23 protein-coding genes are annotated in these 23,724 nt (G+C 54.6%); 10 read left to right on the forward strand and 13 right to left on the reverse strand.

Annotated elements, in window-relative coordinates; translation table 11 throughout:
• The first annotated feature begins 12 nt into the window (after positions 1-12).
• From srlD to gutQ, 4 genes are all read left to right on the forward strand, one after another.
• Positions 13-792, forward strand: coding sequence for a sorbitol-6-phosphate dehydrogenase (gene srlD / locus OGV74_RS06400; protein WP_003037345.1), 780 nt, complete (start codon positions 13-15; stop codon positions 790-792).
• A 55-nt stretch (positions 793-847) separates the two neighbouring features.
• Positions 848-1,207: a transcriptional regulator GutM gene (gene gutM, locus OGV74_RS06405; protein WP_086504475.1), complete on the forward strand. Its 360-nt coding sequence runs from the start codon at positions 848-850 to the stop codon at positions 1,205-1,207.
• Positions 1,208-1,344: 137 nt separating this feature from the next.
• Complete coding sequence (gene srlR, locus OGV74_RS06410; RefSeq protein WP_003037350.1) at positions 1,345-2,118, forward strand: glucitol operon DNA-binding transcriptional repressor SrlR; 774 nt, start codon at positions 1,345-1,347, stop codon at positions 2,116-2,118.
• The gene (gene gutQ / locus OGV74_RS06415) at positions 2,111-3,076 is read left to right on the forward strand and encodes an arabinose-5-phosphate isomerase GutQ (RefSeq protein WP_086504476.1); all 966 of its coding nucleotides are present in this window, start codon (positions 2,111-2,113) and stop codon (positions 3,074-3,076) included. The genes srlR and gutQ overlap by 8 nt, the downstream gene beginning before the upstream one ends.
• Here the strand turns inward: gutQ and norR are convergent.
• Entirely contained in the window at positions 3,073-4,593 is a 1,521-nt protein-coding gene (norR, locus tag OGV74_RS06420) for a nitric oxide reductase transcriptional regulator NorR (RefSeq protein WP_086504477.1), read from the reverse strand. The two genes, gutQ and norR, sit on opposite strands and share 4 nt — an antisense overlap.
• A gap of 188 nt (positions 4,594-4,781) precedes the next feature.
• Here norR and norV point away from each other — a divergent pair, with 188 nt between their 5' ends.
• On the forward strand, positions 4,782-6,230 hold the full coding sequence (gene norV, locus OGV74_RS06425) for an anaerobic nitric oxide reductase flavorubredoxin (RefSeq protein ID WP_003037359.1): 1,449 nt from the start codon (positions 4,782-4,784) through the stop codon (positions 6,228-6,230).
• Positions 6,227-7,360 (forward strand): NADH:flavorubredoxin reductase NorW, encoded by a 1,134-nt coding sequence (gene norW / locus OGV74_RS06430; protein ID WP_086504478.1) that lies wholly within the window; start codon positions 6,227-6,229, stop codon positions 7,358-7,360. The genes norV and norW overlap by 4 nt, the downstream gene beginning before the upstream one ends.
• A gap of 161 nt (positions 7,361-7,521) precedes the next feature.
• Here norW and hypF read toward each other — a convergent pair whose 3' ends face one another.
• From hypF to OGV74_RS06445, 3 genes are all read right to left on the reverse strand, one after another.
• Positions 7,522-9,762: a carbamoyltransferase HypF gene (gene hypF / locus OGV74_RS06435; RefSeq protein ID WP_286520551.1), complete on the reverse strand. Its 2,241-nt coding sequence runs from the start codon at positions 9,760-9,762 to the stop codon at positions 7,522-7,524.
• A 143-nt stretch (positions 9,763-9,905) separates the two neighbouring features.
• A complete protein-coding gene (gene hydN, locus OGV74_RS06440) occupies positions 9,906-10,451 on the reverse strand; it encodes an electron transport protein HydN (RefSeq protein ID WP_003037366.1) in 546 nt (181 codons plus the stop codon).
• A gap of 145 nt (positions 10,452-10,596) precedes the next feature.
• Positions 10,597-11,610 carry a LacI family DNA-binding transcriptional regulator gene (locus OGV74_RS06445; RefSeq protein WP_016150882.1) on the reverse strand — a complete coding sequence of 338 codons (1,014 nt, stop codon included), beginning with the start codon at positions 11,608-11,610 and terminating at the stop codon, positions 10,597-10,599.
• 264 nt (positions 11,611-11,874) lie between these two features.
• Here OGV74_RS06445 and ascF point away from each other — a divergent pair, with 264 nt between their 5' ends.
• The 3 genes from ascF (at position 11,875) to OGV74_RS06460 (ending at position 15,188) form a co-directional block, all read left to right on the forward strand.
• The gene (gene ascF / locus OGV74_RS06450) at positions 11,875-13,329 is read left to right on the forward strand and encodes a PTS cellobiose/arbutin/salicin transporter subunit IIBC (RefSeq protein ID WP_086504480.1); all 1,455 of its coding nucleotides are present in this window, start codon (positions 11,875-11,877) and stop codon (positions 13,327-13,329) included.
• A gap of 22 nt (positions 13,330-13,351) precedes the next feature.
• Positions 13,352-14,776, forward strand: a complete 1,425-nt coding sequence (locus OGV74_RS06455; RefSeq protein ID WP_086504968.1) for a 6-phospho-beta-glucosidase — start codon at positions 13,352-13,354, stop codon at positions 14,774-14,776.
• A 172-nt stretch (positions 14,777-14,948) separates the two neighbouring features.
• Positions 14,949-15,188 (forward strand): SymE family type I addiction module toxin, encoded by a 240-nt coding sequence (locus tag OGV74_RS06460; RefSeq protein WP_003037379.1) that lies wholly within the window; start codon positions 14,949-14,951, stop codon positions 15,186-15,188.
• 56 nt (positions 15,189-15,244) lie between these two features.
• On the opposite strand, the gene hycI is transcribed toward OGV74_RS06460, so the two are convergent.
• From hycI to hycA, 9 genes are all read right to left on the reverse strand, one after another.
• Complete coding sequence (gene hycI, locus OGV74_RS06465) at positions 15,245-15,715, reverse strand: hydrogenase maturation peptidase HycI (RefSeq protein WP_003037382.1); 471 nt, start codon at positions 15,713-15,715, stop codon at positions 15,245-15,247.
• Positions 15,708-16,118: a formate hydrogenlyase maturation HycH family protein gene (locus OGV74_RS06470; protein ID WP_003037385.1), complete on the reverse strand. Its 411-nt coding sequence runs from the start codon at positions 16,116-16,118 to the stop codon at positions 15,708-15,710. Before OGV74_RS06470 ends, hycI begins: the two co-directional genes overlap by 8 nt.
• Positions 16,115-16,882 (reverse strand): formate hydrogenlyase subunit HycG, encoded by a 768-nt coding sequence (hycG, locus tag OGV74_RS06475; RefSeq protein ID WP_003037388.1) that lies wholly within the window; start codon positions 16,880-16,882, stop codon positions 16,115-16,117. The genes OGV74_RS06470 and hycG overlap by 4 nt, the downstream gene beginning before the upstream one ends.
• Positions 16,882-17,424 carry a formate hydrogenlyase subunit HycF gene (gene hycF, locus OGV74_RS06480; RefSeq protein WP_003037391.1) on the reverse strand — a complete coding sequence of 181 codons (543 nt, stop codon included), beginning with the start codon at positions 17,422-17,424 and terminating at the stop codon, positions 16,882-16,884. The genes hycG and hycF overlap by 1 nt, the downstream gene beginning before the upstream one ends.
• 9 nt (positions 17,425-17,433) lie before the next feature.
• Positions 17,434-19,143, reverse strand: a complete 1,710-nt coding sequence (gene hycE, locus OGV74_RS06485) for a formate hydrogenlyase subunit HycE (protein WP_003037393.1) — start codon at positions 19,141-19,143, stop codon at positions 17,434-17,436.
• A gap of 17 nt (positions 19,144-19,160) precedes the next feature.
• A complete protein-coding gene (locus tag OGV74_RS06490) occupies positions 19,161-20,084 on the reverse strand; it encodes a respiratory chain complex I subunit 1 family protein (RefSeq protein ID WP_003037395.1) in 924 nt (307 codons plus the stop codon).
• A gap of 2 nt (positions 20,085-20,086) precedes the next feature.
• Positions 20,087-21,913, reverse strand: a complete 1,827-nt coding sequence (gene hycC / locus OGV74_RS06495) for a formate hydrogenlyase subunit 3 (protein ID WP_032938321.1) — start codon at positions 21,911-21,913, stop codon at positions 20,087-20,089.
• Positions 21,910-22,521, reverse strand: a complete 612-nt coding sequence (gene hycB / locus OGV74_RS06500; protein ID WP_003825909.1) for a formate hydrogenlyase subunit HycB — start codon at positions 22,519-22,521, stop codon at positions 21,910-21,912. Before hycB ends, hycC begins: the two co-directional genes overlap by 4 nt.
• A gap of 143 nt (positions 22,522-22,664) precedes the next feature.
• Entirely contained in the window at positions 22,665-23,123 is a 459-nt protein-coding gene (gene hycA, locus OGV74_RS06505) for a formate hydrogenlyase regulator HycA (protein WP_003840271.1), read from the reverse strand.
• Positions 23,124-23,321: 198 nt separating this feature from the next.
• Here hycA and hypA point away from each other — a divergent pair, with 198 nt between their 5' ends.
• Positions 23,322-23,693, forward strand: a complete 372-nt coding sequence (hypA, locus tag OGV74_RS06510; RefSeq protein WP_003037406.1) for a hydrogenase maturation nickel metallochaperone HypA — start codon at positions 23,322-23,324, stop codon at positions 23,691-23,693.
• Positions 23,694-23,724: the final 31 nt, after the last annotated feature.

Consider the following 23,724-nt stretch of genomic DNA (forward strand, 5'->3'; position numbering starts at 1 on the left):
AAGGAGATAAAGATGAATCAGGTTGCCGTTGTCATTGGTGGAGGCCAGACCCTTGGGGCATTCCTTTGCCGTGGGCTTGCGACAGAAGGATACCGCGTCGCGGTGGTGGATATTCAAAGCGATAAAGCCGCCAACGTGGCGCAGGAAATTAACGCCGAGTTTGGCGAAGGTACAGCCTACGGTTTTGGCGCAGATGCCACCAGCGAACAGAGCGTGCTGGCGCTGTCGCGCGGAGTGGATGAAATATTCGGTCGTGTTGATCTGCTGGTTTACAGCGCGGGTATCGCTAAAGCCGCGTTTATCAGCGACTTTCAGCTTGGGGATTTCGACCGCTCGCTGCAGGTCAATCTGGTTGGCTACTTTCTCTGTGCACGTGAATTCTCACGCCTGATGATCCGCGATGGCGTGCAGGGACGCATTATCCAGATCAACTCCAAATCAGGGAAAGTGGGCAGCAAACACAATTCAGGCTACAGTGCGGCAAAATTTGGCGGCGTGGGCTTAACCCAGTCACTGGCGCTGGATCTGGCGGAATACGGCATTACCGTGCATTCACTGATGCTCGGCAATCTGTTGAAATCACCGATGTTCCAGTCGTTATTACCGCAATATGCAACCAAACTTGGCCTTAAGCCAGATGAAGTTGAGCAGTACTACATTGATAAGGTTCCGCTTAAGCGCGGCTGCGATTATCAGGACGTGCTAAACATGCTGCTGTTTTACGCCAGTCCGAAAGCCTCTTACTGCACCGGGCAGTCCATCAACGTCACCGGCGGTCAGGTGATGTTTTAATGTTGAATTGCCGGATGGCGTCTGCGCTTATCCGGCAAAATCAAAGGAGTAGATAATGGTTTCCGCACTGATTACCGTCGCCGCTATCGCCTGGTGTCTGCAACTGGCGCTTGGTGGCTGGCAAATATCCCGCTTTAACCGGGCGTTTGATAGGCTTTGCCAACAGGGTCGGGTTGGTGTTGGTCGCTCCGGTGGGCGTTTTAAACCACGCGTGGTAGTGGTCATCGCGTTGAATGAGCAGCAGCGGGTGACCGACACGTTATTTATGAAAGGTCTTACAGTATTCGCCAGACCCGGCAAAATTGCCACGATAACCGGCAAACATATTGATGATTTACAGCCTGATGTGATCTTTCCCCATGATCCGTTAGCGCAGAATGCACTATCATTGGCGCTTAAACTGAAACATGGGTAATTTCGTTGTGAATGCTAATAGCTTGCGAAATTATCATTTTGCAACCTATACCCCAAATAATTCGAGTTGCAGGAAGACCAACGCACATGCAGCTTGAAGTATGACGGGTAAATACATAAGTCAGGGTAATCACGCCTATGAAACCTCGTCAGCGTCAGGCTGCCATATTGGAGCACCTGCAAAAGCAGGGAAAATGCTCGGTTGAAGAACTGGCCCACTACTTTGACACGACTGGCACGACCATTCGCAAAGACCTGGTCATTCTGGAGAACGCCGGAACCGTCATTCGTACCTATGGCGGCGTAGTATTAAATAAAGACGAATCCGATCCGCCAATCGATCACAAAACGCTAATTAATACGCATAAAAAAGAGCAGATTGCCGAAGCTGCCGTCCGTTTTATACACGATGGAGACTCTATTATCCTGGATGCGGGCAGCACCGTACTGCAGATGGTGCCGATGCTCACGCGCTTTAGCAATATCACCGTCATGACCAACAGTCTGCACATTGTTAACGCCCTTTCGGAGCTGGACAACGAGCAAACCATCCTGATGCCGGGCGGGACCTTTCGCAAAAAATCTGCGTCATTTCACGGTCAGCTGGCAGAAAACGCCTTTGAGCAGTTCAGCTTTGATAAACTCTTCATGGGCACCGATGGCATTGATCTCAATGCCGGCGTGACCACTTTTAATGAGGTGTTTAGCGTCAGTAAAGCGATGTGTAATGCCGCTCGCGAAGTGATTCTGATGGCTGACTCGTCAAAATTTGGGCGCAAAAGTCCTAATGTTGTATGCAGTCTGGAAAGCGTCGACAAGCTGATTACCGATGCAGGTATCGACCCTGCATTTCGTCAGGCGCTGGAAGCAAAAGGGATTGAAGTGATCATAACCGGAGAAACCAATGAGTGATGCACTACTGAACGCGGGCCGTCAGACGTTAATGCTGGAACTACAGGAAGCCAGCCGTTTGCCTGAGCGACTGGGCGATGATTTTGTCCGCGCCGCCAATACTATCATCCACTGTGAAGGCAAAGTCATTGTCTCCGGTATTGGTAAATCAGGTCATATTGGCAAAAAAATTGCGGCGACCCTCGCCAGTACCGGCACGCCTGCCTTTTTTGTGCATCCGGCGGAAGCGCTGCACGGTGACTTAGGGATGATCGAAAGCCGTGATGTCATGCTGTTTATCTCCTACTCCGGCGGTGCGAAAGAGCTGGATCTCATCATTCCGCGCCTGGAAGACAAATCCGTCGCCCTGCTGGCAATGACCGGAAAACCGACCTCACCGTTGGGCCTGGCCGCCAAAGCCGTGCTGGATATTTCCGTTGAGCGCGAAGCCTGTCCGATGCGCCTGGCACCGACGTCCAGTACCGTAAATACGTTGATGATGGGCGATGCGCTGGCAATCGCCGTAATGCAGGCGCGCGGCTTTAACGAGGAAGATTTTGCCCGCTCGCATCCGGCAGGTGCGCTGGGCGCTCGTCTGTTAAATAAAGTGCATCATCTGATGCGCCGTGACGATGCCATCCCGCAGGTGACGCTTACCGCCAGCGTCATGGACGCGATGCTGGAGCTCAGCCGCACGGGTCTTGGCCTGGTCGCGGTCTGCGACGAACAGTCACTGGTGAAAGGGGTCTTTACCGACGGCGACCTGCGCCGCTGGCTGGTTGGCGGCGGAGCGCTCACCACTCAGGTTAGCGAAGCAATGACCCAGAATGGCATTACACTGCAGGCGCAGAGCCGCGCGATTGACGCCAAAGAGATCCTGATGAAGCGCAAAATCACTGCCGCACCGGTGGTCGATGAAAACGGTAAACTCACCGGTGCTATCAACCTGCAGGATTTCTATCAGGCCGGTATTATCTAATCCTTCAACCCCAGACGCTTCGCCAGCCGGTGCAGGTTGGCGACGTCTGTTTCCAGCGCCCGCGCACTTGCCGCCCAACTATGGTTATTTTGTGCCAGCGCCCGGCGGATCATCTCCCGCTGGAACGACGCTGTTGCTTCACGCAGGTTGTGATGCTGTGGGATCTCCGCAACAACTTCCGCCGCCGGTGTTACTGGCGCTTCATCCTGCAGGGCAAAATGCTGCGTCTCCAGCACCACTTCATCCCCTGCTCTGGTCGCCCTTGCCAGAACCACCGCGCGGTGAATGGCATGTTCCAGCTCGCGCACATTCCCGGGCCAGGCGTAGCTCAACAGATGGCTACGCGCACCGGGGCTTAACACCACGCGGGACAGTCCCAGCCGCAGCCGACATTGCTCGCAAAAATAGCCTGCCAGCAGCACCACGTCTTCACCGCGTTCACGAAGAGGCGGTACCGAAAGGGGAAAGACGCTCAGCCGGTGGAACAAATCCGCACGGAAATTCCCAGCCAACACCTCTTCGCGTAAATCACGGTTCGTCGCCGCCAGCACTCGTACATCCACGCGCAAGCTGCGATCGTCACCTACGCGCTGAATATCACCGTACTGCAATACGCGCAGCAGCTTAGCCTGTAGCGCCAGCGAGAGTTCGCCTATCTCGTCGAGAAATAGCGTCCCATTGTCGGCCATTTCAAACTTACCGCTACGATTGCTGATAGCCCCGGTAAACGCGCCTTTTACGTGACCAAACAGTTCGCTTTCGGCAACGCTTTCCGGCAACGCCGCGCAGTTCAGATACACCAGTGGATTCACCGCGCGCGGTGAACCTTCATGGATAGCTTTAGCCACCAGCTCCTTCCCGGTCCCTGTTTCGCCGCTAATCAGCACGTTGAGATCGGACCCCGCCACAATCTCAATCTCTTTTTTCAACTGCATCATATTGGGCGACAGGCCAATCATCTGGGTTTCCGTCACCTGCTCGAAAGCCGTCGACGAACCTGGCAGCATATTCTGGCTTTCCAGCTGTTCAATCAGCAACGCATTGCTCAATGCGCCAGCCGCCAGCGCGGCAATCAGCCTAAGCTCCTCATCGCTGAAAACATCGAACTGATCAGGCTCCATGCCATCCAGGGTTAACGCACCAATCAAATTTTGACCGGCGAACAACGGCAGCCCAATACAGGCATGCACCTTCAGACTCTCCTGCCCCGGAATCAGACCATCATACGGATCTGGCAAATCGCTGTTGGCAGGGAAACGAACCACGTCCCCGGCGCGGGCAATCGCCTCCAGACGCGGATGCCCTTCCAGAGTAAAGCGTCTGCCGAGAACATCCTGCGCCAGCCCATCGATCGCCAGCGGAATAAACTGTCGCGACTCGTAGCGCAGCAGTGCCGACGCGTCGCACTCCAGCACCTGACGCAAGGTGGTTATCAGTCGTTGAAAACGGTCCTGATGCCCAATACCGCTTTGTAATTCAATGGCGATGCCCGCCAGCACGTCTACGGAAAAGCTCATGGCTACCTCATTGTCATTTTGACAATTCATATTGTCATATTGACAATAAAACATATAGTCATTTTGACTACCACCTTATAGGTGGTATAACAACTAATCCTTTAAAATCAAACAAATAAAAAGTTGGCACGCAACCTGCAATTAGCAAAACATCTTTTTTGAAAAACGCTGAATTAATTGAGGTTGTTATGTCTATTCTGGTTAAAAATAACATTCATTGGGTTGGCCAACGTGACTGGGAAGTGCGTGATTTCCACGGAACTGAATACAAAACGCTGCGCGGCAGCAGCTACAACAGCTACCTCATCCGTGAAGAAAAAAATGTTCTGATTGATACAGTAGACCACAAGTTTAGTCGTGAATTCGTGCAGAACCTGCGCAGTGAAATTGACCTCGCGGATATCGACTACATCATCATTAACCACGCTGAAGAAGACCATGCCGGGGCGCTGACCGAGCTGATGTCCTGCATCCCGGACACGCCGATTTACTGCACCGCCAACGCCATTGACTCTATCAACGGGCACCACCATCACCCGGAATGGAACTTTAACGTAGTGAAAACCGGTGATTCGCTGGACATTGGTAACGGCAAGCAGCTGATCTTCGTTGAAACGCCGATGCTGCACTGGCCGGACAGTATGATGACCTACATGACCGGCGATGCGGTGCTGTTCAGTAACGACGCCTTCGGTCAGCACTACTGCGACGAACGTCTGTTTAACGACGAAGTTGACCAGACTGAACTGTTCGAACAGTGCCAGCGTTACTACGCCAACATCCTGACGCCATTCAGCCGTCTGGTTACACCGAAAATTACTGAGATCCTCGGCTTCAACCTGCCGGTCGATATGATTGCCACTTCCCATGGCGTGGTATGGCGCGACAACCCGACACAAATCGTTGAGCTGTACCTGAAATGGGCGGCAGATTATCAGGAAGACCGCATCACCATTTTCTACGACACTATGTCCAACAACACCCGCATGATGGCGGACGCGATTGCCCAGGGCATCAACGAAGTTGACCCGAATGTAGCGGTGAAAATCTTTAACGTCGCCCGCAGCGACAAAAACGAAGTTTTGACCAACGTCTTCCGCTCTAAAGGCGTGCTGGTCGGGACTTCCACAATGAACAACGTGATGATGCCGAAAATCGCCGGTCTGGTGGAAGAGATGACCGGCCTGCGTTTTCGTAACAAGCGTGCCAGCGCCTTTGGTTCACACGGCTGGAGCGGCGGTGCAGTAGACCGTTTGTCCACGCGTTTGCAGGATGCAGGTTTCGAGATGTCACTGAGCCTGAAAGCGAAATGGCGTCCGGACCAGGATGCACTGGAACTGTGCCGCCAGCACGGCCGTGAAATCGCGCGTCAGTGGGCGCTGGCTCCATTGCCGGAAACAACCGTGAAAGCCGTAGCCCAGGAAGAAGCCTGTGCATGTGCCGCTGCGGCTGCCGCCGATCTTGGTCCAAGCATGCAGTGCAGCGTGTGCCAGTGGATTTACGATCCGGCGAAAGGCGAACCGTTGCAGGACGTTGCACCGGGTACGCCATGGAGCGAAGTTCCGGACAACTTCCTGTGCCCGGAATGCTCACTAGGTAAAGACGTCTTCGACGTACTGGCAACGGAGGCAAAATGAGTCACGGCATTGTCATCATTGGTTCGGGCTTCGCCGCCCGCCAGTTAGTCAAAAATATCCGTAAGCAGGATGCGAATGTTCCGCTGACCTTGATTGCCGCGGACAGCATGGATGAGTACAACAAGCCCGATCTCAGCCATGTTATCAGTCAGTCGCAGCGTGCAGACGACCTCACCCGCCAGTCGGCGGGGGAGTTTGCCGAACAGTTTAATTTGCGCCTGTTCCCACATACCTGGGTAACCGACATCAACGCCGATGCCCACGTAGTGAAAAGTCAGGACAAGCAGTGGCAGTATGACAAGCTGGTGCTGGCGACGGGCGCTTCAGCCTTTGTACCGCCGGTTACCGGACGTGAGTTAATGCTCACGTTGAACAGCCAACAAGAGTATCGCGCTTGTGAAACGCAGCTGCGTGACGCCCAGCGGGTGCTGATTGTCGGCGGCGGCTTGATTGGTAGTGAACTGGCGATGGATTTTTGTCGTGCCGGTAAAGCGGTAACGCTTATCGACAACGCCGCCAGCATTCTGGCTTCGCTGATGCCGCCGGAAGTCAGCAGTCGCTTACAGCATCGTCTGACCGATATGGGCGTACACCTGCTGCTGAAATCACAGCTTCAGAGTCTGGAGAAAACCAGCACCGGTATTCGCGCCACGCTCGATCGTAGCCGCAACGTAGAAGTCGATGCGGTGATTGCCGCCACCGGCCTGCGCCCGGAAACCGCACTGGCGCGTCGCGCCGGATTGAACATCAATCGTGGTGTCTGCGTCGACAGCTACCTGCAAACCAGCCACCCGGACATTTATGCTCTCGGCGACTGTGCAGAGATTAACGGTCAGGTGCTCCCGTTCCTGCAGCCGATTCAGCTGAGCGCCATGTATCTGGCGAAAAACCTGCTCGGCGGCAATGCGCCATTGAAACTGCCAGCCATGCTGGTAAAAGTCAAAACGCCAGAACTGCCTTTACATTTGGCCGGGGAAACCCAGCGCCGCGATCTGAACTGGCACATCACCGCCGAAGCACAGGGAATGGTCGCCAGAGGGATAAACGATGAAGGCCAGCTGTGTGCGTTTGTCGTCAGTGAAGACCGCATGAAAGAGGCCTTTGCGCTGCTGAAAACGTTGCCCGTGTAAGTCTGTGATGCCGGATGGCGCCGCTTCGCGTCTTATCCGGCCTATGACTTTGCCCGGCAACGCTGCTACTGATTTATTAACCTCACACACATGGATGTGCGTTGCCACTTGTCGGTATGCCCCGACATGTTTTTCTTGCCCCGCCAGTCCCGGGGCTTTTTTTATTTTTGCATCAACACCCGCGCCGCGGCAATCACGCCCTGCCCCAATGACAACCCGCCGTCGCCCGCCGGTAAACGCTGCGGGAACAGTAAGGTAAAATCACGCAGATAAATCGCCAGCCGGGATGACAGCAAGCGGTTATGCATCACGCCACCACTGAATACTAACGTTTTAATTCCGCGCGCTTCGGCCTGCTCACGCATCAGCGTGGCAAAACCACACGCCAGCGCGTCGTGAAACGCCCACGCTCTTTCTGCAGGGGCGGTCTGCCAGGCCAGCCATTGCTGCCAAAAAATTGCTAAGTCCAGTTGATTGCCATTAAGCGGCACCGTAACAGGGTGATCAACACCTGCACACTGCGATGCCAGCGCCTCCAGCGCACAGGCCGCCTCACCTTCATAACTCAACGATTCCGGCGCACAATGCAACGCGGCGGCAACCGCATCAAACAGTCGTCCGCACGACGATGCCAGCGGGGCATTGATTCTCCGCTCGATGGCGCGCGCCAGTACGTTCCAGTTTTGATGCTGTAGCCCCGATGTTTCTGGGTAACGCTGCCAGTCAGGAACAAAACGCAGGCACTGCACGAGCAGATTGCGCCATGGCTGTTTTGCCGCTAAATCGCCGCCCGCCAGCGCTACCGCCGGTAAGCCGCCAAGGTGTTCGTATTCACGATAGTTGACCCGCAGACATTCGCCGCCCCACAGCTCGCCATTTTCCCCCATGCCGATACCGTCCAGCGTCAGAGCAATCACATCGCCGCCATCGAGCGGCCAACCGTGCTCGGCAAGACATGCAGCGGCATGAGCATGGTGATGCAATACCGTTTCGGTTGGCAGATTCATTTCGCTGGCCCACTGACTGGAAACATAGCCAGGGTGGGCATCATGCACGATACGCTGTGGCGTAAAATCATAAATATTCTGGATCAGGCGTAGCGCATCACGCCACTGCTGCTGAATGCCGTCATCGCTGAGATCGCCTAAATGCTGGCTGATAACCGCCTGTTCGCCACGCACCAGGCAGAAGGTATTTTTCAGATCCGCGCCTAAGCACAGCATCGGTGGCACGTCGCGAAATCCTGGCGGCAGCGCGACCGCATCCGGCACGTAACCCCGGGAACGACGCAGCATTTCCCCACTGTCACGCACCACGGAGTCATCCATCCGCTGCACAATTTCGCGGTTATGCAGCAGGAAACCATCAGCAATCGCACTTAAATCTTCCAGCGCCTGGGCGTTGGTAATGGCCGGAGGCCTGCCGCTGAGGTTGCCGGAGGTCATCACCAGTGGACAATTCATCTCTTGTAAGAGCAAATGCTGCAACGGATTCGCGGGCAGCATAACTCCAACCTCCGTTAACCCTGGCGCAATGCCCTCGCTCAATGCAGCGACATAGCGTTTCTGCACCAGCACGATCGGTGCGGCGGGGGTTGTGAGTAAACGACGCGCGGGTTCAGGCAGTCCGTCATCACCTGGCAGCATTACCGCCAGCGGTTTCGCCGGACGGTGTTTACGCAGCCTGAGCAGCGTGACGGCGTCATCATTGCGCGCATCGCACACCAGATGAAACCCACCAATGCCTTTAACCGCCACAATACCGCCGGCTTTCAGTCGCGATACCGCCGCCTGCAGCGCCTCTTCTTTCTCCGCCCGCTCATCCGTGCTGAACCACTCAAGATGAGGGCCGCACGCCGGACAGGCAACGGGCTGGGCATGGAAGCGACGATCATACGGGTCACGATACTCTTTGTCGCATTGCGCACAGAGTGGGAACGACGCCATCACGGTGAACGGGCGGTCATAGGGCATGGCGCGGATAATCGTAAAGCGTGGACCACAGTGGGTGCAGTTGATAAAGGGGTATCGGTAGCGACGTTCGCCGGGGGTATTCATTTCAACAAGGCATTCGGGACAAGTCGCGGCATCCGGAACGATTTGCGTATTCATCGTACCGCCAGCACTTTGACGAATCGAGAAATCGGCAGGCTGCTGCGTCCAGGCGATTGCTTCGCTCTCAACGCTGTCAATGCGCGCCAGCGGTGGGCAGTGTTGATGTAACTGCGCAATAAATTCCGCCGGATCTTCCTGTAAACGCACAACCACACCATCACCGTCGTTACACACATCGCCATGCAGTTGTAACCGCTGCGCCAGTTGCCAGACGTAGGGGCGAAATCCGACGCCCTGTACTTTGCCGCGAATACGCAACTGTACGCCGGAGAGGGTGTTTATTGTCATTAGATTATTCCCGCAGTCATCAATCCCGGTTAGCCTGATGGCGCGATGCTTATCAGGCCTACGGGGATGCAAACAGTAGGCCGGATAAGGCGAAGCCGCCATCCGGCATAAGTACTACCGTATTTTACGCGGATTTTCAGATATCAGAACAGCAAAGATGCGGTGGAATCCAGCGCCGCGCGACGGCGTTTTTCCGCACTAAGTTGCTCAAGCTTATTGCGATCGACATAAATCAGCGCGTGAGTCGGGCACACTTCCATACAGGCAGGACCGGCCTCGCGATGGTGGCACAGGTCGCACTTATTGGCTTCAGCTTTTTCTGCACGGACGTTCAGACCCGCGCCGCTGTTACGCACAACCGGACGCACGACTACTTCCATTGCGCCGTAAGGACAAGCCACAACGCAAGTTTTACAGCCAATGCAGCGTTCCTGCATTACGTGAACAAAACCTTTATCACGGCTGATCGCACCGTTCGGGCAGACGTTAGCGCACGGCGCGTCTTCACACTGGCGGCACAGCGTCGCCGTGGAGACATTAACGCCTTTGATGACGTGAATGCGGGGTAAAAAAGTTTCAGGGGTCAGCGATGCGCAGTCCTGGTTATCCTGATGGGATACCACGCAGGCCACTTCACAGGTACGGCAACCAATGCATTTATTGGCGTCTGCAATGATGAAACGGTTCATCAATTTCTCCAGCAATGACAGAATATCTGCCGAAGCATTCACAAATCGTGCCAGAATTTAATTCACTGTTATTAAAGGAATTTTATTTTGAAGAACGCAAGAAGAGCGTGTCATCGTCACTAGTGACGATGACAAATGACAGCCGTCAGCGCGAAGCGGGCGGCGCAACTGAGTCGCGCTGGATGAGTTCACCGGTGAAAGTCTTTGGCGGCGTAAACGCCCCGTCACCCAACATAAAGATCAGGCGCCCAATCGTTTCCTGAATCATTTCTGTTACCGGAATTTTAACGCTGGAAAGCGCCGGAATAGTGTATGCCGCGAGGGCGATATCATCAAAGCCAATCACCGACACCTGTGCAGGAACGCTCACGCCATGCTCGTGCAACTGCTTCATCGCGCCGATCGCCATATCGTCATTACTGGCCACCAGCGCGGTAAAATTGACCTTGCGCGAAAGCAAAGTATCCACACCCGCTGCGCCGCAGGCTGGCGTCCATTTCCCTTTAACAATCAGATCATTATTTAGCGCGATACCATGATGTGCCAGCGCGTCTTTATAACCTGAAAGTCGCTCCACGCCGGTTGGAGAATCCATCGAGCCGGTAATAAAACCAATCTCTTTATGCCCGGCGGCAATGAGCTGAGTAACGGCGTTAAAGCTGGTCTGCTTTTGATCACACCATACACTGTGGCTACTGTTTTTCCGCAGGCGTCGATTAAGCACCATAATCGGCTGGCTGTGGGCATCGATGATATCGTCTATCTCATCCACGCTGAGAAAACGCGGATAAATCATAATCGCGTCACAGCGCAGGTCGAGCAGGTACTGGATCGCCTGACGCTCTTCCTCAGCGCTGTGCTTACCGTCAGCCAGCAACAACTGGCGTCCTTTATCTTCCGCCATCCGCGCGGTATGAAACAGCAGCTCGCTGAAATAGACGCCGTGATAAAGGGTATTTGTTACCACCAGGCCCAGCGTCTGCGTGGTTTTCGCCGCCAGACTGCGCGCCAGCAAGTTTGGGCGGTAACCACTCTCTTCAATGGCCTGAAACACGCGGTCTTTGGTCTCCTGGCTGACGTAGCCGTTCCCGGAAAGCACCCGGGAAACTGTCGCTTTCGACACCCCGGCACGCTTCGCCACCTCCAGCATCGTGGTCATATTACTCATCCCTATTCTCTCAATGTGACGCAGTGTACTGCACCGTTTCGCCGCTGTCCTTGCTGCTAAATCGCAGACGCTGACATCTGGTGATCGGAGTCACAATTACAAAAAATAATCAAAATTAAATCTTGCTCACTAGTAATATTTTAAACATTATTTTGTGGAACCGGTTTCCTATCTGCGTTTCATAACCCAGAAAAGCGACCCAACGTAAACGGATAAAACATAACGTACCCTACTGATAAAACAGGATTAAATCCGATGTCCAAGAATTATGCAGCGCTGGCGCGCTCCGTTGTGACGGCTCTGGGAGGCGTCGACAACATCACAGCAGTGACCCACTGTATGACCCGTTTGCGTTTCGTTATCAAAGATGACTCGCAGGTCGACAGCGCGACGCTGAAGACGCTTTCTGGCGTACTTGGCGTGGTGCGTAGCGATAACCAGTGCCAGGTGATCATCGGCAACACCGTTTCGCAGGCGTATCGCGAAGTGGTCAGCCTGTTGCCTGCCAATATGCAGCCCGCTGAGCCGCAAACCAAACCCCGACTGACGCTGAAGCGGATTGGCGCGGGGATCCTCGACGCGCTGATCGGCACCATGTCGCCGTTGATCCCGGCAATTATCGGTGGATCAATGCTCAAGCTGCTGGCAATGATCCTCGAAATGACCGGCGTGCTGGAGAAAGGATCGTCCACGCTCACCATTCTTACCGTTATCGGTGACGGCGCATTTTTCTTCCTGCCGCTGATGGTCGCCGCGTCGGCCGCTATCAAATTCAAAACCAACATGTCGTTGGCAATCGCCATCGCGGGCGTACTGGTGCATCCCAGCTTCATCGATCTGATGGCGAAGGCTGCGCAGGGTGAGCACGTTGAGTTTGCCCTAATCCCGGTGACGGCAGTGAAATACACCTACACGGTGATCCCGGCGCTGGTGATGACCTGGTGCCTGTCATACATCGAACGTTGGGTCGATCGTATTACTCCGGCGGTAACCAAAAACTTCCTCAAACCAATGCTAATCGTGCTGATCGCCGCGCCACTCGCCATCGTCATCATTGGCCCGATCGGTATCTGGATCGGTAGCGCAATTTCAGCGCTGGTCTATACCATTCACGGCTATCTCGGCTGGCTGTCGGTGGCCATTATGGGTGCGCTGTGGCCGCTGCTGGTAATGACCGGTATGCATCGCGTCTTCACGCCAACCATTATTCAGACCATTGCCGAAACCGGAAAAGAAGGCATGGTGATGCCGTCGGAAATCGGCGCCAACTTGTCGTTAGGTGGTTCATCGCTGGCAGTGGCATGGAAAACCAAAAACCCGGAACTGCGTCAGACGGCGTTAGCGGCAGCCGCCTCCGCCATCATGGCGGGGATTTCCGAACCTGCGCTTTATGGCGTAGCGATCCGCCTGAAACGACCACTAATTGCAAGTCTTATCAGCGGTTTTATCTGCGGTGCCGTTGCCGGAATGGCCGGACTTGCAAGCCACTCCATGGCAGCTCCTGGCCTGTTCACCAGCGTCCAGTTTTTCGATCCGGTCAATCCGATGACCATCGTTTGGGTATTTGGCGTGATGGCGCTGGCGGTAGTGCTTTCCTTTGTATTAACGCTGATTCTCGGCTTTGAAGATATCCCTGTCGAAGATGCAGCCGCGCAGGCCAGAAAAAACCAGGCCGCACAACCGGGCAATATCAATGGAGCCAGCATTTGACTGGTATGAACTGAGGTTAATTATGTCTGTTTTTCCGCAAGGATTTTTATGGGGCGGCGCACTGGCCGCCAACCAGTCTGAAGGGGCATACCGGGAAGGCGGCAAAGGACTGACTACCGTCGATATGATCCCCCACGGCACACATCGGATGCCCGTCAAGCTGGGTCAGGAAAAGCGCTTTGCGCTGCGGGATAACGAATTTTATCCTAGCCATCAGGCGATCGACTTTTATCATCGCTATAAAGAAGATATCGCGCTGATGGCAGAAATGGGTTTTACGGTATTTCGTACTTCCATTGCCTGGAGCCGTCTCTACCCTAACGGCGATGAGCTGACGCCGAATAAAGAGGGCATCGCGTTTTACCAGAGCGTGTTTGCCGAGTGTAAAAAATACGGTATTGAGCCATTAGTCACGCTATGTCACTTCGATGTGCCAATGCATCTGGTCACCGAGTACGGCTCCTGGCGTAACCGCAAAATGGTTGAGTTCTTTACCCGCTACGCCCGTACCTGCTTCGAGACCTTTGACGGTCTGGTGAAGTACTGGCTGACGTTCAACGAAATCAACATTATGCTGCACAGCCCCTTTTCAGGCGCCGGGCTGGTATTTGAAGAAGGTGAAAATCAGGATCAGGTGAAATATCAGTCCGCTCACCACGAACTGATAGCCAGTGCCCTGGCGACTAAAATAGCCCATGAAATTAATCCGCAAAACCAGGTCGGTTGTATGCTGGCTGGCGGTAATTTTTATCCTTATTCCTGTAAACCAGAAGATGTGTGGACCGCGCTGGAAAAAGACCGCGAAAACCTGTTCTTTATTGATGTGCAGGCGCGCGGGGCCTACCCGGCTTATTCTGCCCGCGTGTTTCGCGAAAAAGGCGTGGTCATAGAAAAATCCCCAGAAGATGACGACATCCTGAAAAACACCGTCGATTTCGTCTCGTTCAGCTATTACGCATCGCGCTGCGCCTCGGCGGAAATGAACACCGGCAATACCAGCGCCGCCAACGTGGTGAAGTCGCTGCGTAATCCGTATATTGCGGCCAGCGAATGGGGCTGGGGCATCGATCCGCTTGGTCTGCGCATCACCATGAATATGATGTATGACCGCTACCAGAAACCGCTATTTCTGGTGGAGAACGGGCTGGGAGCGAAGGATGAAATCGATGCCAATGGTGAGATCAATGACGACTATCGCATTAGCTATTTACGCGAACATATTCGCGCCATGGCAGACGCGATTGAAGATGGCGTGCCCCTGATGGGTTACACCACCTGGGGCTGTATCGATCTGGTTTCTGCCTCAACCGGTGAGATGAGCAAACGCTACGGTTTTGTGTATGTGGACCGCGATGACGCGGGCAACGGCACGCTGGAGCGCACCCGTAAGAAATCATTCTGGTGGTACAAAAAAGTAATCGCCAGCAACGGCGCCGATCTGGCATAACAGATCTGCCGGAGGGGGTTACAGTCTTCCGGCAGAATTACATATTTTCATTTCATTTATTACATTCCAGATGTGGAATCGTCCTTCCAGTTTCAGGTTTGCCCTCATCCTTTTTTACTGGCATTTTATTCAGTAGTTTTTAATCCTGGCCGTTCACCACAAGGAAGCGTGCATGTTTGATAAAAAGGGTAAATCAGCAGAGGTAATCACCAAACCGGTACGTCGCTTGAAAGTCAGCTATGTCAGAAAACGCCATGAAGATCCAAAAACGGGTTACACGCGACGAATCAGTCGGCACGCCTCGCTCACGCTGAACGGCGACTGGCTGGAACAAGCTGGATTTCCGACCGGTACGGCAGTGAATGTATCAGTGATGCAGGGGAAATTAATTATTGAGCAGGCAATTGAATGACGAGGATACACTGGGAAAACAGGCCGGATGTCGTTCACATCCGGCACTGATACGGTTTACTCTTCTGGCGCTTCCAGCTCGGAGAATCCACCGTGTCCTTCCCAACCGGCTAATCGCTGATAGACGGTATCAACAGCATCTTTGATCGGCTGTGTCATCGGGTAGTAAAAACCGACGATGTCCGGTTGAATGCCGAGGAAAATCACCTCACCAACGTCGTCTTTCAGCTGATCGACCAGGTAATTCAGCGGCATGTTATGGGTGGTCATCATGAACATCTCGGCAATGTCATCGGGATCGATAATGCGGATTTCACCTGGGTTCAGCCCCATATCGGTAGCATCAACAATCAACAAACGTTGCGGACGCAGTTCACGGATGGCGACAATATCGTTTTCTGGCGCACTACCACCGTCGATGACAACCCAGTTGCCTTGAGGATTTGCAGCACACATTTCAGCCAGCAGCGGGCCCGCGCCGTCATCGCCCATCATGCTGTTACCCACACATAATAAAACGTCAGTCACGGTGTCTCCTCACCATCAGATAGATGGCGCTTTCCTGGTGTATGTCGTGCAGCATGCTAAGCATCAGTTTGCTCCACTCCTGCTGCTGCGGGGTCTGTACGGCACGCGCATCATCGAACGCGCGTGCCAGCATTTGCACATGGTTGAAATCGATAACGATCTCGCCGTATTTCGGCACACCTTCCATTTTCCGGCGAGCTTCGCTTCCCTCAGCAAGGGTAGCAATCCATGCCAGATATTCGTCCCATGGACAAGTTAACGCCGCTTCCAGGCAATCGATGATCCCAAGGTGGTGACCAATCGCCAGGCTGTAATAGACAACCTGCTGCGCCTCAGCGGGCGTCGCATCGTTCTCATCAATAAACTTACGGCTCAGTTGACTGAACACCACCGTTTCACTCATCGGATACGCGCCTCTTCGACAACATGGTTAAGATGCGTGACGATCTCGGTCAGACGCGGATCGTTTTCCGCCTCCAGCCAGCGCGCCACCTGATGCTCGCCCTGCCCTAACTGCGTCATATAGTCATCAGCAATCTGGCGACCGTAGCGGTATCCCGCCAGACGGCGAGCCTCGCGATCCACCTTCACTCGCAGCGGCTGAACCATATCCGGATGCAGAATTTCGGCGGGCTGTTCGTCCAGTTCACCCGGCGCACGCGCGTGAATTTTTTGTTCCAGCAGACCCAGCGCCATGGCAAAACCATACAGCGTGGCTGCAGGCGTTGGCGGGCAGCCAGGGATATAGACATCCACCGGTACGATTTTGTCCGTGCCGCCCCATACGCAGTATAAGTCGTGGAAAATACCGCCGCTGTTACCGCAAGCACCGTAAGAGATACAAATTTTCGGGTCTGGCGCAGACTGCCAGGCGCGTAGCGCCGGAGAGCGCATGGCACGGGTTACCGCGCCGGTAAACAGCAGGATATCCGCATGGCGCGGGGACGGTACCACTTTGATGCCAAAACGTTCGGCGTCAAACAGCGGAGAAAGCGTGGCGAAGATTTCGATTTCGCAACCGTTGCAGCCGCCGCAGTCCACACGGTAAACGTACGCTGAACGCTTGATGCTTTTTAGCAGCGACGCTTTCATGCTGGCAATGGATTCATCCACCGTCATCGGTACCGGAATACCGTTGGCGTCACGTGGGCCTAATAAATTGCTCATCAGCTGGCCTCTTTCATATGGCGAGTCAGTTCAATACGATCAGACGGCACCAGGCATTTCTGGCGCTTACAGTCCGGGCAGGTCTCAAAGCTTTCACGGTGGTTTTCCGCGCGGCTATCACCGTTGTGCTTAAGCAGCGCAATGGCGTAATCAATCTCTTTTTGTACCGCAAACGGACGGTTACATACGCGGCAATTACACAGCGCAAAGCGGGACTGCTGCAGGAAATCCTCTTTCTTCCACACCGCCAGCTCATACTCCTGCGACAGCTTGATCGCCGCCGTCGGGCAAACTTCTTCGCAACGGGCGCAGAAGATGCAGCGACCGAGGTTGAACTGCCACGCCAGCTCATTGGTGGCCAGATCGGTTTCGACCGTCAGCGCGTTCGACGGGCACGCATTCACACAGGCCGCACAGCCGATGCACTGTTGCGGATTATGTTCCGGTTTGCCACGGAAGTTTTTATCGACCGCGATCGGCTCCAGCGGATACGACGACGTCGGTGCCCCGGTTTTGATGACTTTTTTGATAAAGGTAAACATGGCGATTCCTTATTTCAGCGGCGAGTTTTTACGCTCGATGCTGTAGCGCTCAAGTTCTTTGTACGGCACGACTTTGCTCTTCTTCTTACGTACATCGACCACGGTCATACGGTCAGTACAGGAGTAGCAGGGATCGAGGCTACCGATAATCAGCGGCGCATCGGAAACGGTATTACCACGCAGCATGTAGCGCAGCGTCGGCCAGTTGGCGTAGGTCGCCGCACGGCAGCGCCAGCGATACAGTTTCTGGTTGTCGCCGGTCATGCTCCAGTGAATGTCATCTCCGCGCGGCGCTTCAGCAAAGCCCAGTGCGAAACGGTGAGGAATGTAGGTAAAGCCTTCCACCATCAGCGGGCCGCCCGGCAGGTTATCCAGACCAAAGTCGATCATATTTAGTGCGGTGTAGACTTCATTAATACGAACTTTCAGACGAGAAATAACATCGCAGCCTTGCTCGCTATGAACTTCCATCGGCAGCAGACCATAGCCGACAAACGGGTGATCGGCGCGGGTGTCACGCGCGTGGCCGCTGGCGCGAACCATCGGGCCGACGTTACTGAAGTCACGGGCAATTTCCGGATCCAGACGACCAATACCAACGGTACGCTGTTCCATATTCGGCGTACTGAGCAGCATATCGACCAGTTCCTGCACGTCACGACGCATCTGCTGCGCCAGTTGACGGGTCTGGATCATATCTTCTTTCAGCAGATCACGACGGATACCGCCGATCAGGTTCAGACCGTAAGTTTTACGTGCCCCGGTGAGGATCTCAGCCATCTTCATCGACGTTTCACGCACGCGGAAGAACTGCATAAAGCCGGAGTCAAAACCGGTGAAGTGACAGGCCAGGCCCAGGTTCAGCAGGTGCGAGTGCAGACGCTCAACTTCCAGTAGAATGGCACGGATCATCTGCGCACGTTCCGGCACCACGATGCCCATCGCATTCTCAACGGAAGTGGTATAGGCGGTGCTATGCGCAAAGCCGCAGATACCACACACGCGATCTGACAGGAACGTCACTTCGTTGTAACCCATACGGGTTTCCGCCAGTTTCTCCATGCCGCGGTGGACATAGAACAGACGGTAGTCGGCATCGATAATGTTCTCGCCGTCCACGAACAGGCGGAAGTGACCAGGTTCATCGGAGGTGACGTGCAACGGGCCAATCGGCACCACGTTATTTTTCTTGTCGCCCAGTTCGTTGATGAACTCGTAGGTTTCAGCATCGGTAGTCGGCGCCGGGCGCTGACGATAATCCATGCTGTCTTTACGCAGCGGATAGAGTTCGTCCGGCCAGTCATCGGGCAGTACCAGACGGCGCTCATCCGGCAAACCAACCGGGATCAAACCGTACATATCGCGCACTTCGCGCTCGCCCCAGACCGCAGCCGGAACGCGCGGCGTGACGGACGGGAACTCCAGCTTGTTGGCATCGACTTCAACGCGGACGGTTATCCAGCATTTGGTGCCCTGCTCCATCGACATCACGTAATAAACAGCGTAATGGCCGCACAGCTGGCGTTCGTCGTTACCAAACAACACGGACAACCAGCCGCCCTGTTTGTAGTACAGGAACTCCACCACTTCCGGCAGGTAGTTCACCTTGACGGTGATCGTCAGCTGATCTTTGGTCTGCCAGGCTTCATCCAGTACCACGCCCGGAAAGGCCTGATGCAGCGCAGCGAGATATTGTTGACCTAATTTTTCTTCAGACATGCTCAAACTCTCTTAAATCACGCCACCAGCAAGGAGACGAACGCTAAAAACGCAAACCCAAAACCGGCCCAGGTCACGCGTGAAGTGGCGCAAAAACGCAAACGCGCCATGCTGTTTTCGAACAGGGCGATGACCAGCACGCCGAGGACCAGCTTAACGACGGCAATCACCAGCGCCAGCAGCAGCCCACCCGCGGTGAAGGTTTCCATCTGTCCCCACGGCAGGAACACACCAACGAACATTTGCAGAACGACCAGTTGCTTGAGGCTAATGCCCCATTTCAGCACGGCAAAACCGCTGCCGCTGTATTCAGTCAATGGACCTTCCTGCAGCTCTTGCTCTGCTTCTGCCAGATCGAATGGCAGTTTGCCCATTTCGATAAAGGTGGCGAAAGCACAGGCACACAGTGCCAGAATCAGCGGGATGCTGTGCGCAGCAGGCCAGTGGTAAATGGTATCGGCGATATTGCTGATATGGGTTGAACCCGCAACCTGTGCCGCTACCCACAGCCCCAGCAACAGGATAGGTTCAACCAGCACGCCGAGCATCGCTTCACGGCTGGCACCAATGGCGGTAAACGGGCTACCGGTATCCAGTCCCGCGATAGAGAAGAAGAAACGGGCAATGGCGAACAGGTAAATTAAGGTGATCAGATCGCCCAGTTGTGGCAGCGGTGAGCCAACGGTCACTACCGGTAGCGCAGTGGCGATAGTCAGCATCACGCCCACCATCACAAACGGCGTCAGGCGGAAGACCCAGCTGGAATCCGCAGGCGCAATGCTCTGACGACCCAGCAGTTTGATAATGTCGCGGTATTCCTGCAAAACGCCAGGACCACGGCGATTGTGCAAACGCGCACGCGCCACGCGGGTAACGCCGGACAGCAGCGGCGCAACGGCAAACAGCACCAGCGCCTGAATTAACGGATATAAAACACTCATTTTCAGGCTCCTCGTGAAACCACAATCACCACCAGCACCGCCAGTTCAATCAGCGCCAGGCGACGGAACAGCACCGGCGCAGCCGCATTCTGCCAGCCCGGAACCAGTGATACCGGATTCAACCACTTACGCAGTTTGAGTACCGGGGCAAAGGCTTCTTTCACCGGCATGGCAAAACCGTGCGCGGTAATGACCATTGACTGCTCGTGATCGTAACCACACACCCATGCCGCACCGCGTGAACGCGACGGCAGACGGTTGCCTTTGAAAATTGCCATGATGATGAACGGCAGCAGCGGACATGCGATCAGCAGCAGCGTGATCATTGGCTGAGAAACGGTGGTGTTCGCAGTTTCCAGCGGCAGCGGAACGGCAGAGGAGATCATCGGCAGCAGCCACGGCGCAGCCACGCCGCCAATCACACAGCAGATAGCCAGCGCAACGACGCTCACGCTCATCAGGATTGGTGCGCAGCAGGCATTCTCAGCTTCCTTCGTACGCGGTGCGCCAAGGAACGTTACGCCATAGACTTTCGCCATACACATCACCGCCAGCGCGCCGGTAATTGCCAGCCCAACCGCCAGCAACGGTCCTAACAGACGACCGACAAACGCCCCGCTGTTACCCAGCTTGAAGAAGGATTGATAGATAACCCACTCACCGGCAAAACCGTTCAGCGGCGGCAGCGCGGCCATCGCCATCAGGCCAACCAACATCGCCAGAGAGATAACCGGCATGCGTTTGCCGATACCGCCCAGTTTTTCGATATCACGATGACCGGTACGGAACCAGATGCTGCCTGCGCCCAGGAACAGAACGCTTTTGAACAGGCTGTGGTTTACCAGGTGGTACAGACCGCCGGTCAAACCCAGCGCAATCAGCGCCGGTTGATTCAGGGAAATCCCGGTCACGCCAGCGCCTAGCCCCAGCAGAATAATGCCGATGTTTTCCAGCGTGTGGTACGCCAGCAGGCGCTGGATATTGTGTTCCATCAGCGCATACAGACCGCCAACAAATGCGGTGATCATGCCCAACACCAGAAGCGTAACCCCCCACCACAGCGGTGCATTACCGCCCAGCAGCGACAGGGAGAGAATACCCAGTAGACCAACCTTCATGACGACGGTAGAGAACAGTGCCGCAGCCGGTGCGCTGGCATTGGCGTGTGCCTGTGGCACCCAACCATGCAGAGGAATAATCCCGGCCAGCAGGCCAAAACCTGCCACGCCCAGCAGCCAGATGTCAGACCCGAGCGGCAGCTCCTGGGTGCGCAGGTCTAGCAGACGCAGCTCCAGAGTGCCGTAACGTTGCCACACAAGGTAGCAGGCAACCGCCAGCAGCAGCGTACCAATACGCCCCAGCGCAAACCACAGTTTGCCTTCTTTACTGCAGCCGGTGAGGAACACGGCACACAGCGCCATGATTTCCGCCATCACCACCAGCGTACCGAGGTTGCTGGCAACCACCGCACATACCGCCGCGGCCATCAGCAGATTCACCAGCAGGCCGTTAGCTTTCACCTGCGGATGACGATGCCAGTCAATGTTGTACAGGCTGACAAACAGGCCGCACAGTCCCAGCGTAATCAGCCAGATAGCATTCAGCGGAGTAATTTGCAGACTGTGCCCAATAAACGGCATCACGCCGCTCACCGCCAGCGCATTAGTCAGAACGGTAAAACCAGCGGCTGCCGTACACAAGCTGCCGACCGCACCGCCAACTCCAGCAATCCAGCCGCTCAGCGATTTATGAAATGAAAACAGAAATGCCAGAACCGCAGCCGCTGTAAACCAGGCCACGCCGCTGTTAATCAGTGAAATTGCGCTCATTTTGCATCCCCACTCTGAGCCTGCTGAAACAAGGTGAGATCGCCGAAATCGGTATTGAAAGTCAGCTCACGCTTACGTTTGCTGGCGCGGGCGATATCCATGTTGCTCACCAGGTGCAGGGCTTTGGTCGGACACATGCGCACGCAGGCCGGACCTTGCTCATCAAAACTGCACAGATCGCATTTCACCGCGATGGCACGAACGCCTGGAACCCAGTCCAGCAGCGAACTCACGCGAGCAGGCGCTGGCGGAGCCGGAGGCGCTTTTGGCGTATTGGCGTTTGCCGGGATATGCAGCGGACGGCTACCAGAAAACTCTATCGCGCCAAACGGACAAGCGATCCCGCACAGTTTGCAGCTTACGCACAGGCTTTCATTCAGCTGTACGGCGCCATCAACGCGGTTAATGGCATTAACCGGACACACGGTGGCGCAAGGCGCATCTTCACACTGGTGGCAAAGCTGCGGCGCGGATTCTTTTTCATTTAACATCACTTTCAGGCGCGGCATTGACTGCAGGCCATGCTGGCGATGTGTCTCTGAGCAGGCGGCTTCACAGGTGTGGCAGCCAATACAAAGAGTGGAGTCAGCAATTACAAAACGATTCACCAGGCATTCCTCAGGTGATAGTCATTTTTGACGAAAACATGTCTGCAAAATGTCATTTCGACATTTTTCGACATGTCCATTCCCTAAAACATCGTGACGCAGTATGTAAACCGCATCATGACAAAGTGGACAGCACCTGAGGCTTAAGCCGGGCTATGTCCCTCAACCAGTTGGCTTAAATTCACCGGCATATTGTTCTCAACCGCGGTGTACAGGCTGTCGTAGACGGTGGCGATTTTCTCGAGATAGTGCTCCAGCACCTGTTCGCGATCGCGGTTACTGAAACGCTCATCGACTTGACCGTCGATGGTCAACTGTGCCTGTGCAATCAGTTGCTTATCATCACCATCTTTTGTTTCGACGTAGTACTCGATGGTGTGGCTATTGAAGCCATCCGCCAGCGTGACGTAGATAGTGAAGTGTTCAAAAAGGACAAAGCAGAGATCTTTGTCCGGCGCACAGCTCATTGCATGATGCAAACGCGCTTTCGACAGGGTGATCCCCTGAACCAGCGAGTTACAGTAAATACGCCACTGGTCCTGTAGGCGACGATGCCGTTCAGCGATGTAATCGGCTTTTTCGCTTATTTCCCAAATAGTCATGTCAGGTTACCCGTTTAGCAGAGATGAACAGCCTTAAGCATATTTCATGCCAAAATTAAATTTCTTAATTTTCATATAGATAAAAAATTAAAGGCGGGTGACGACATGTCATTTCGTCATTATCGTCATTGTCACGAATGAAAAAAATCAACCTGGCATGCTTATTGCTTTTGATACGGCAACTTCACAGGAGGCGGTATGCACGAAATAACCCTCTGCCAACGGGCACTGGAATTGATTGAACAACAGGCCACGCAACACGGTGCTCAGCGAGTAACTGGGGTCTGGCTCAAAATTGGCGCATTTTCTTGCGTAGAAACCAGCGCTCTCTCCTTTTGTTTTGATCTGGTATGCCGCGGGACCCTTGCAGAAGGTTGTAAACTCCACCTCGAAGAACAAGAAGCCGAATGTTGGTGCGAATCTTGTCAACAATACGTCACGTTACTGACGCAACGCGTGCGCCGATGTCCGCAATGCAACAGCGATATGCTGAGAATTGTGGCCGATGACGGCCTACAGATTCGACGTATTGAAATAGATCAGACTCCAGCGCCGGATGGCGACGCTTAAGCGTCTTATCCAGCCTACAGAAAGAGCTCGT

The sequence above is a fragment of the Citrobacter sp. Cf116 genome (genome assembly GCF_030336505.1).
Classification (GTDB): domain Bacteria; phylum Pseudomonadota; class Gammaproteobacteria; order Enterobacterales; family Enterobacteriaceae; genus Citrobacter; species Citrobacter freundii.

Excerpts from the sequence above, each read along its gene's own strand:
- hydN (WP_003037366.1), bottom strand. The coding sequence starts at position 10,451 with ATGAACCGTTTCATCATTGCAGACGCCAATAAATGCATTGGTTGCCGT.
- OGV74_RS06445 (WP_016150882.1), bottom strand. The coding sequence starts at position 11,610 with ATGACCACGATGCTGGAGGTGGCGAAGCGTGCCGGGGTGTCGAAAGCG.
- OGV74_RS06490 (WP_003037395.1), bottom strand. The coding sequence starts at position 20,084 with ATGAGTGTTTTATATCCGTTAATTCAGGCGCTGGTGCTGTTTGCCGTT.
- hypF (WP_286520551.1), bottom strand. The coding sequence starts at position 9,762 with ATGACAATAAACACCCTCTCCGGCGTACAGTTGCGTATTCGCGGCAAA.
- hycE (WP_003037393.1), bottom strand. The coding sequence starts at position 19,143 with ATGTCTGAAGAAAAATTAGGTCAACAATATCTCGCTGCGCTGCATCAG.
- gutQ (WP_086504476.1), top strand. The coding sequence starts at position 2,111 with ATGAGTGATGCACTACTGAACGCGGGCCGTCAGACGTTAATGCTGGAA.
- norR (WP_086504477.1), bottom strand. The coding sequence starts at position 4,593 with ATGAGCTTTTCCGTAGACGTGCTGGCGGGCATCGCCATTGAATTACAA.
- hycC (WP_032938321.1), bottom strand. The coding sequence starts at position 21,913 with ATGAGCGCAATTTCACTGATTAACAGCGGCGTGGCCTGGTTTACAGCG.
- hycA (WP_003840271.1), bottom strand. The coding sequence starts at position 23,123 with ATGACTATTTGGGAAATAAGCGAAAAAGCCGATTACATCGCTGAACGG.
- OGV74_RS06460 (WP_003037379.1), top strand. The coding sequence starts at position 14,949 with ATGTTTGATAAAAAGGGTAAATCAGCAGAGGTAATCACCAAACCGGTA.
- hycG (WP_003037388.1), bottom strand. The coding sequence starts at position 16,882 with ATGAGCAATTTATTAGGCCCACGTGACGCCAACGGTATTCCGGTACCG.
- norW (WP_086504478.1), top strand. The coding sequence starts at position 6,227 with ATGAGTCACGGCATTGTCATCATTGGTTCGGGCTTCGCCGCCCGCCAG.
- srlR (WP_003037350.1), top strand. The coding sequence starts at position 1,345 with ATGAAACCTCGTCAGCGTCAGGCTGCCATATTGGAGCACCTGCAAAAG.
- hypA (WP_003037406.1), top strand. The coding sequence starts at position 23,322 with ATGCACGAAATAACCCTCTGCCAACGGGCACTGGAATTGATTGAACAA.
- OGV74_RS06455 (WP_086504968.1), top strand. The coding sequence starts at position 13,352 with ATGTCTGTTTTTCCGCAAGGATTTTTATGGGGCGGCGCACTGGCCGCC.
- norV (WP_003037359.1), top strand. The coding sequence starts at position 4,782 with ATGTCTATTCTGGTTAAAAATAACATTCATTGGGTTGGCCAACGTGAC.
- hycF (WP_003037391.1), bottom strand. The coding sequence starts at position 17,424 with ATGTTTACCTTTATCAAAAAAGTCATCAAAACCGGGGCACCGACGTCG.
- ascF (WP_086504480.1), top strand. The coding sequence starts at position 11,875 with ATGTCCAAGAATTATGCAGCGCTGGCGCGCTCCGTTGTGACGGCTCTG.
- gutM (WP_086504475.1), top strand. The coding sequence starts at position 848 with ATGGTTTCCGCACTGATTACCGTCGCCGCTATCGCCTGGTGTCTGCAA.
- OGV74_RS06470 (WP_003037385.1), bottom strand. The coding sequence starts at position 16,118 with ATGAGTGAAACGGTGGTGTTCAGTCAACTGAGCCGTAAGTTTATTGAT.
- srlD (WP_003037345.1), top strand. The coding sequence starts at position 13 with ATGAATCAGGTTGCCGTTGTCATTGGTGGAGGCCAGACCCTTGGGGCA.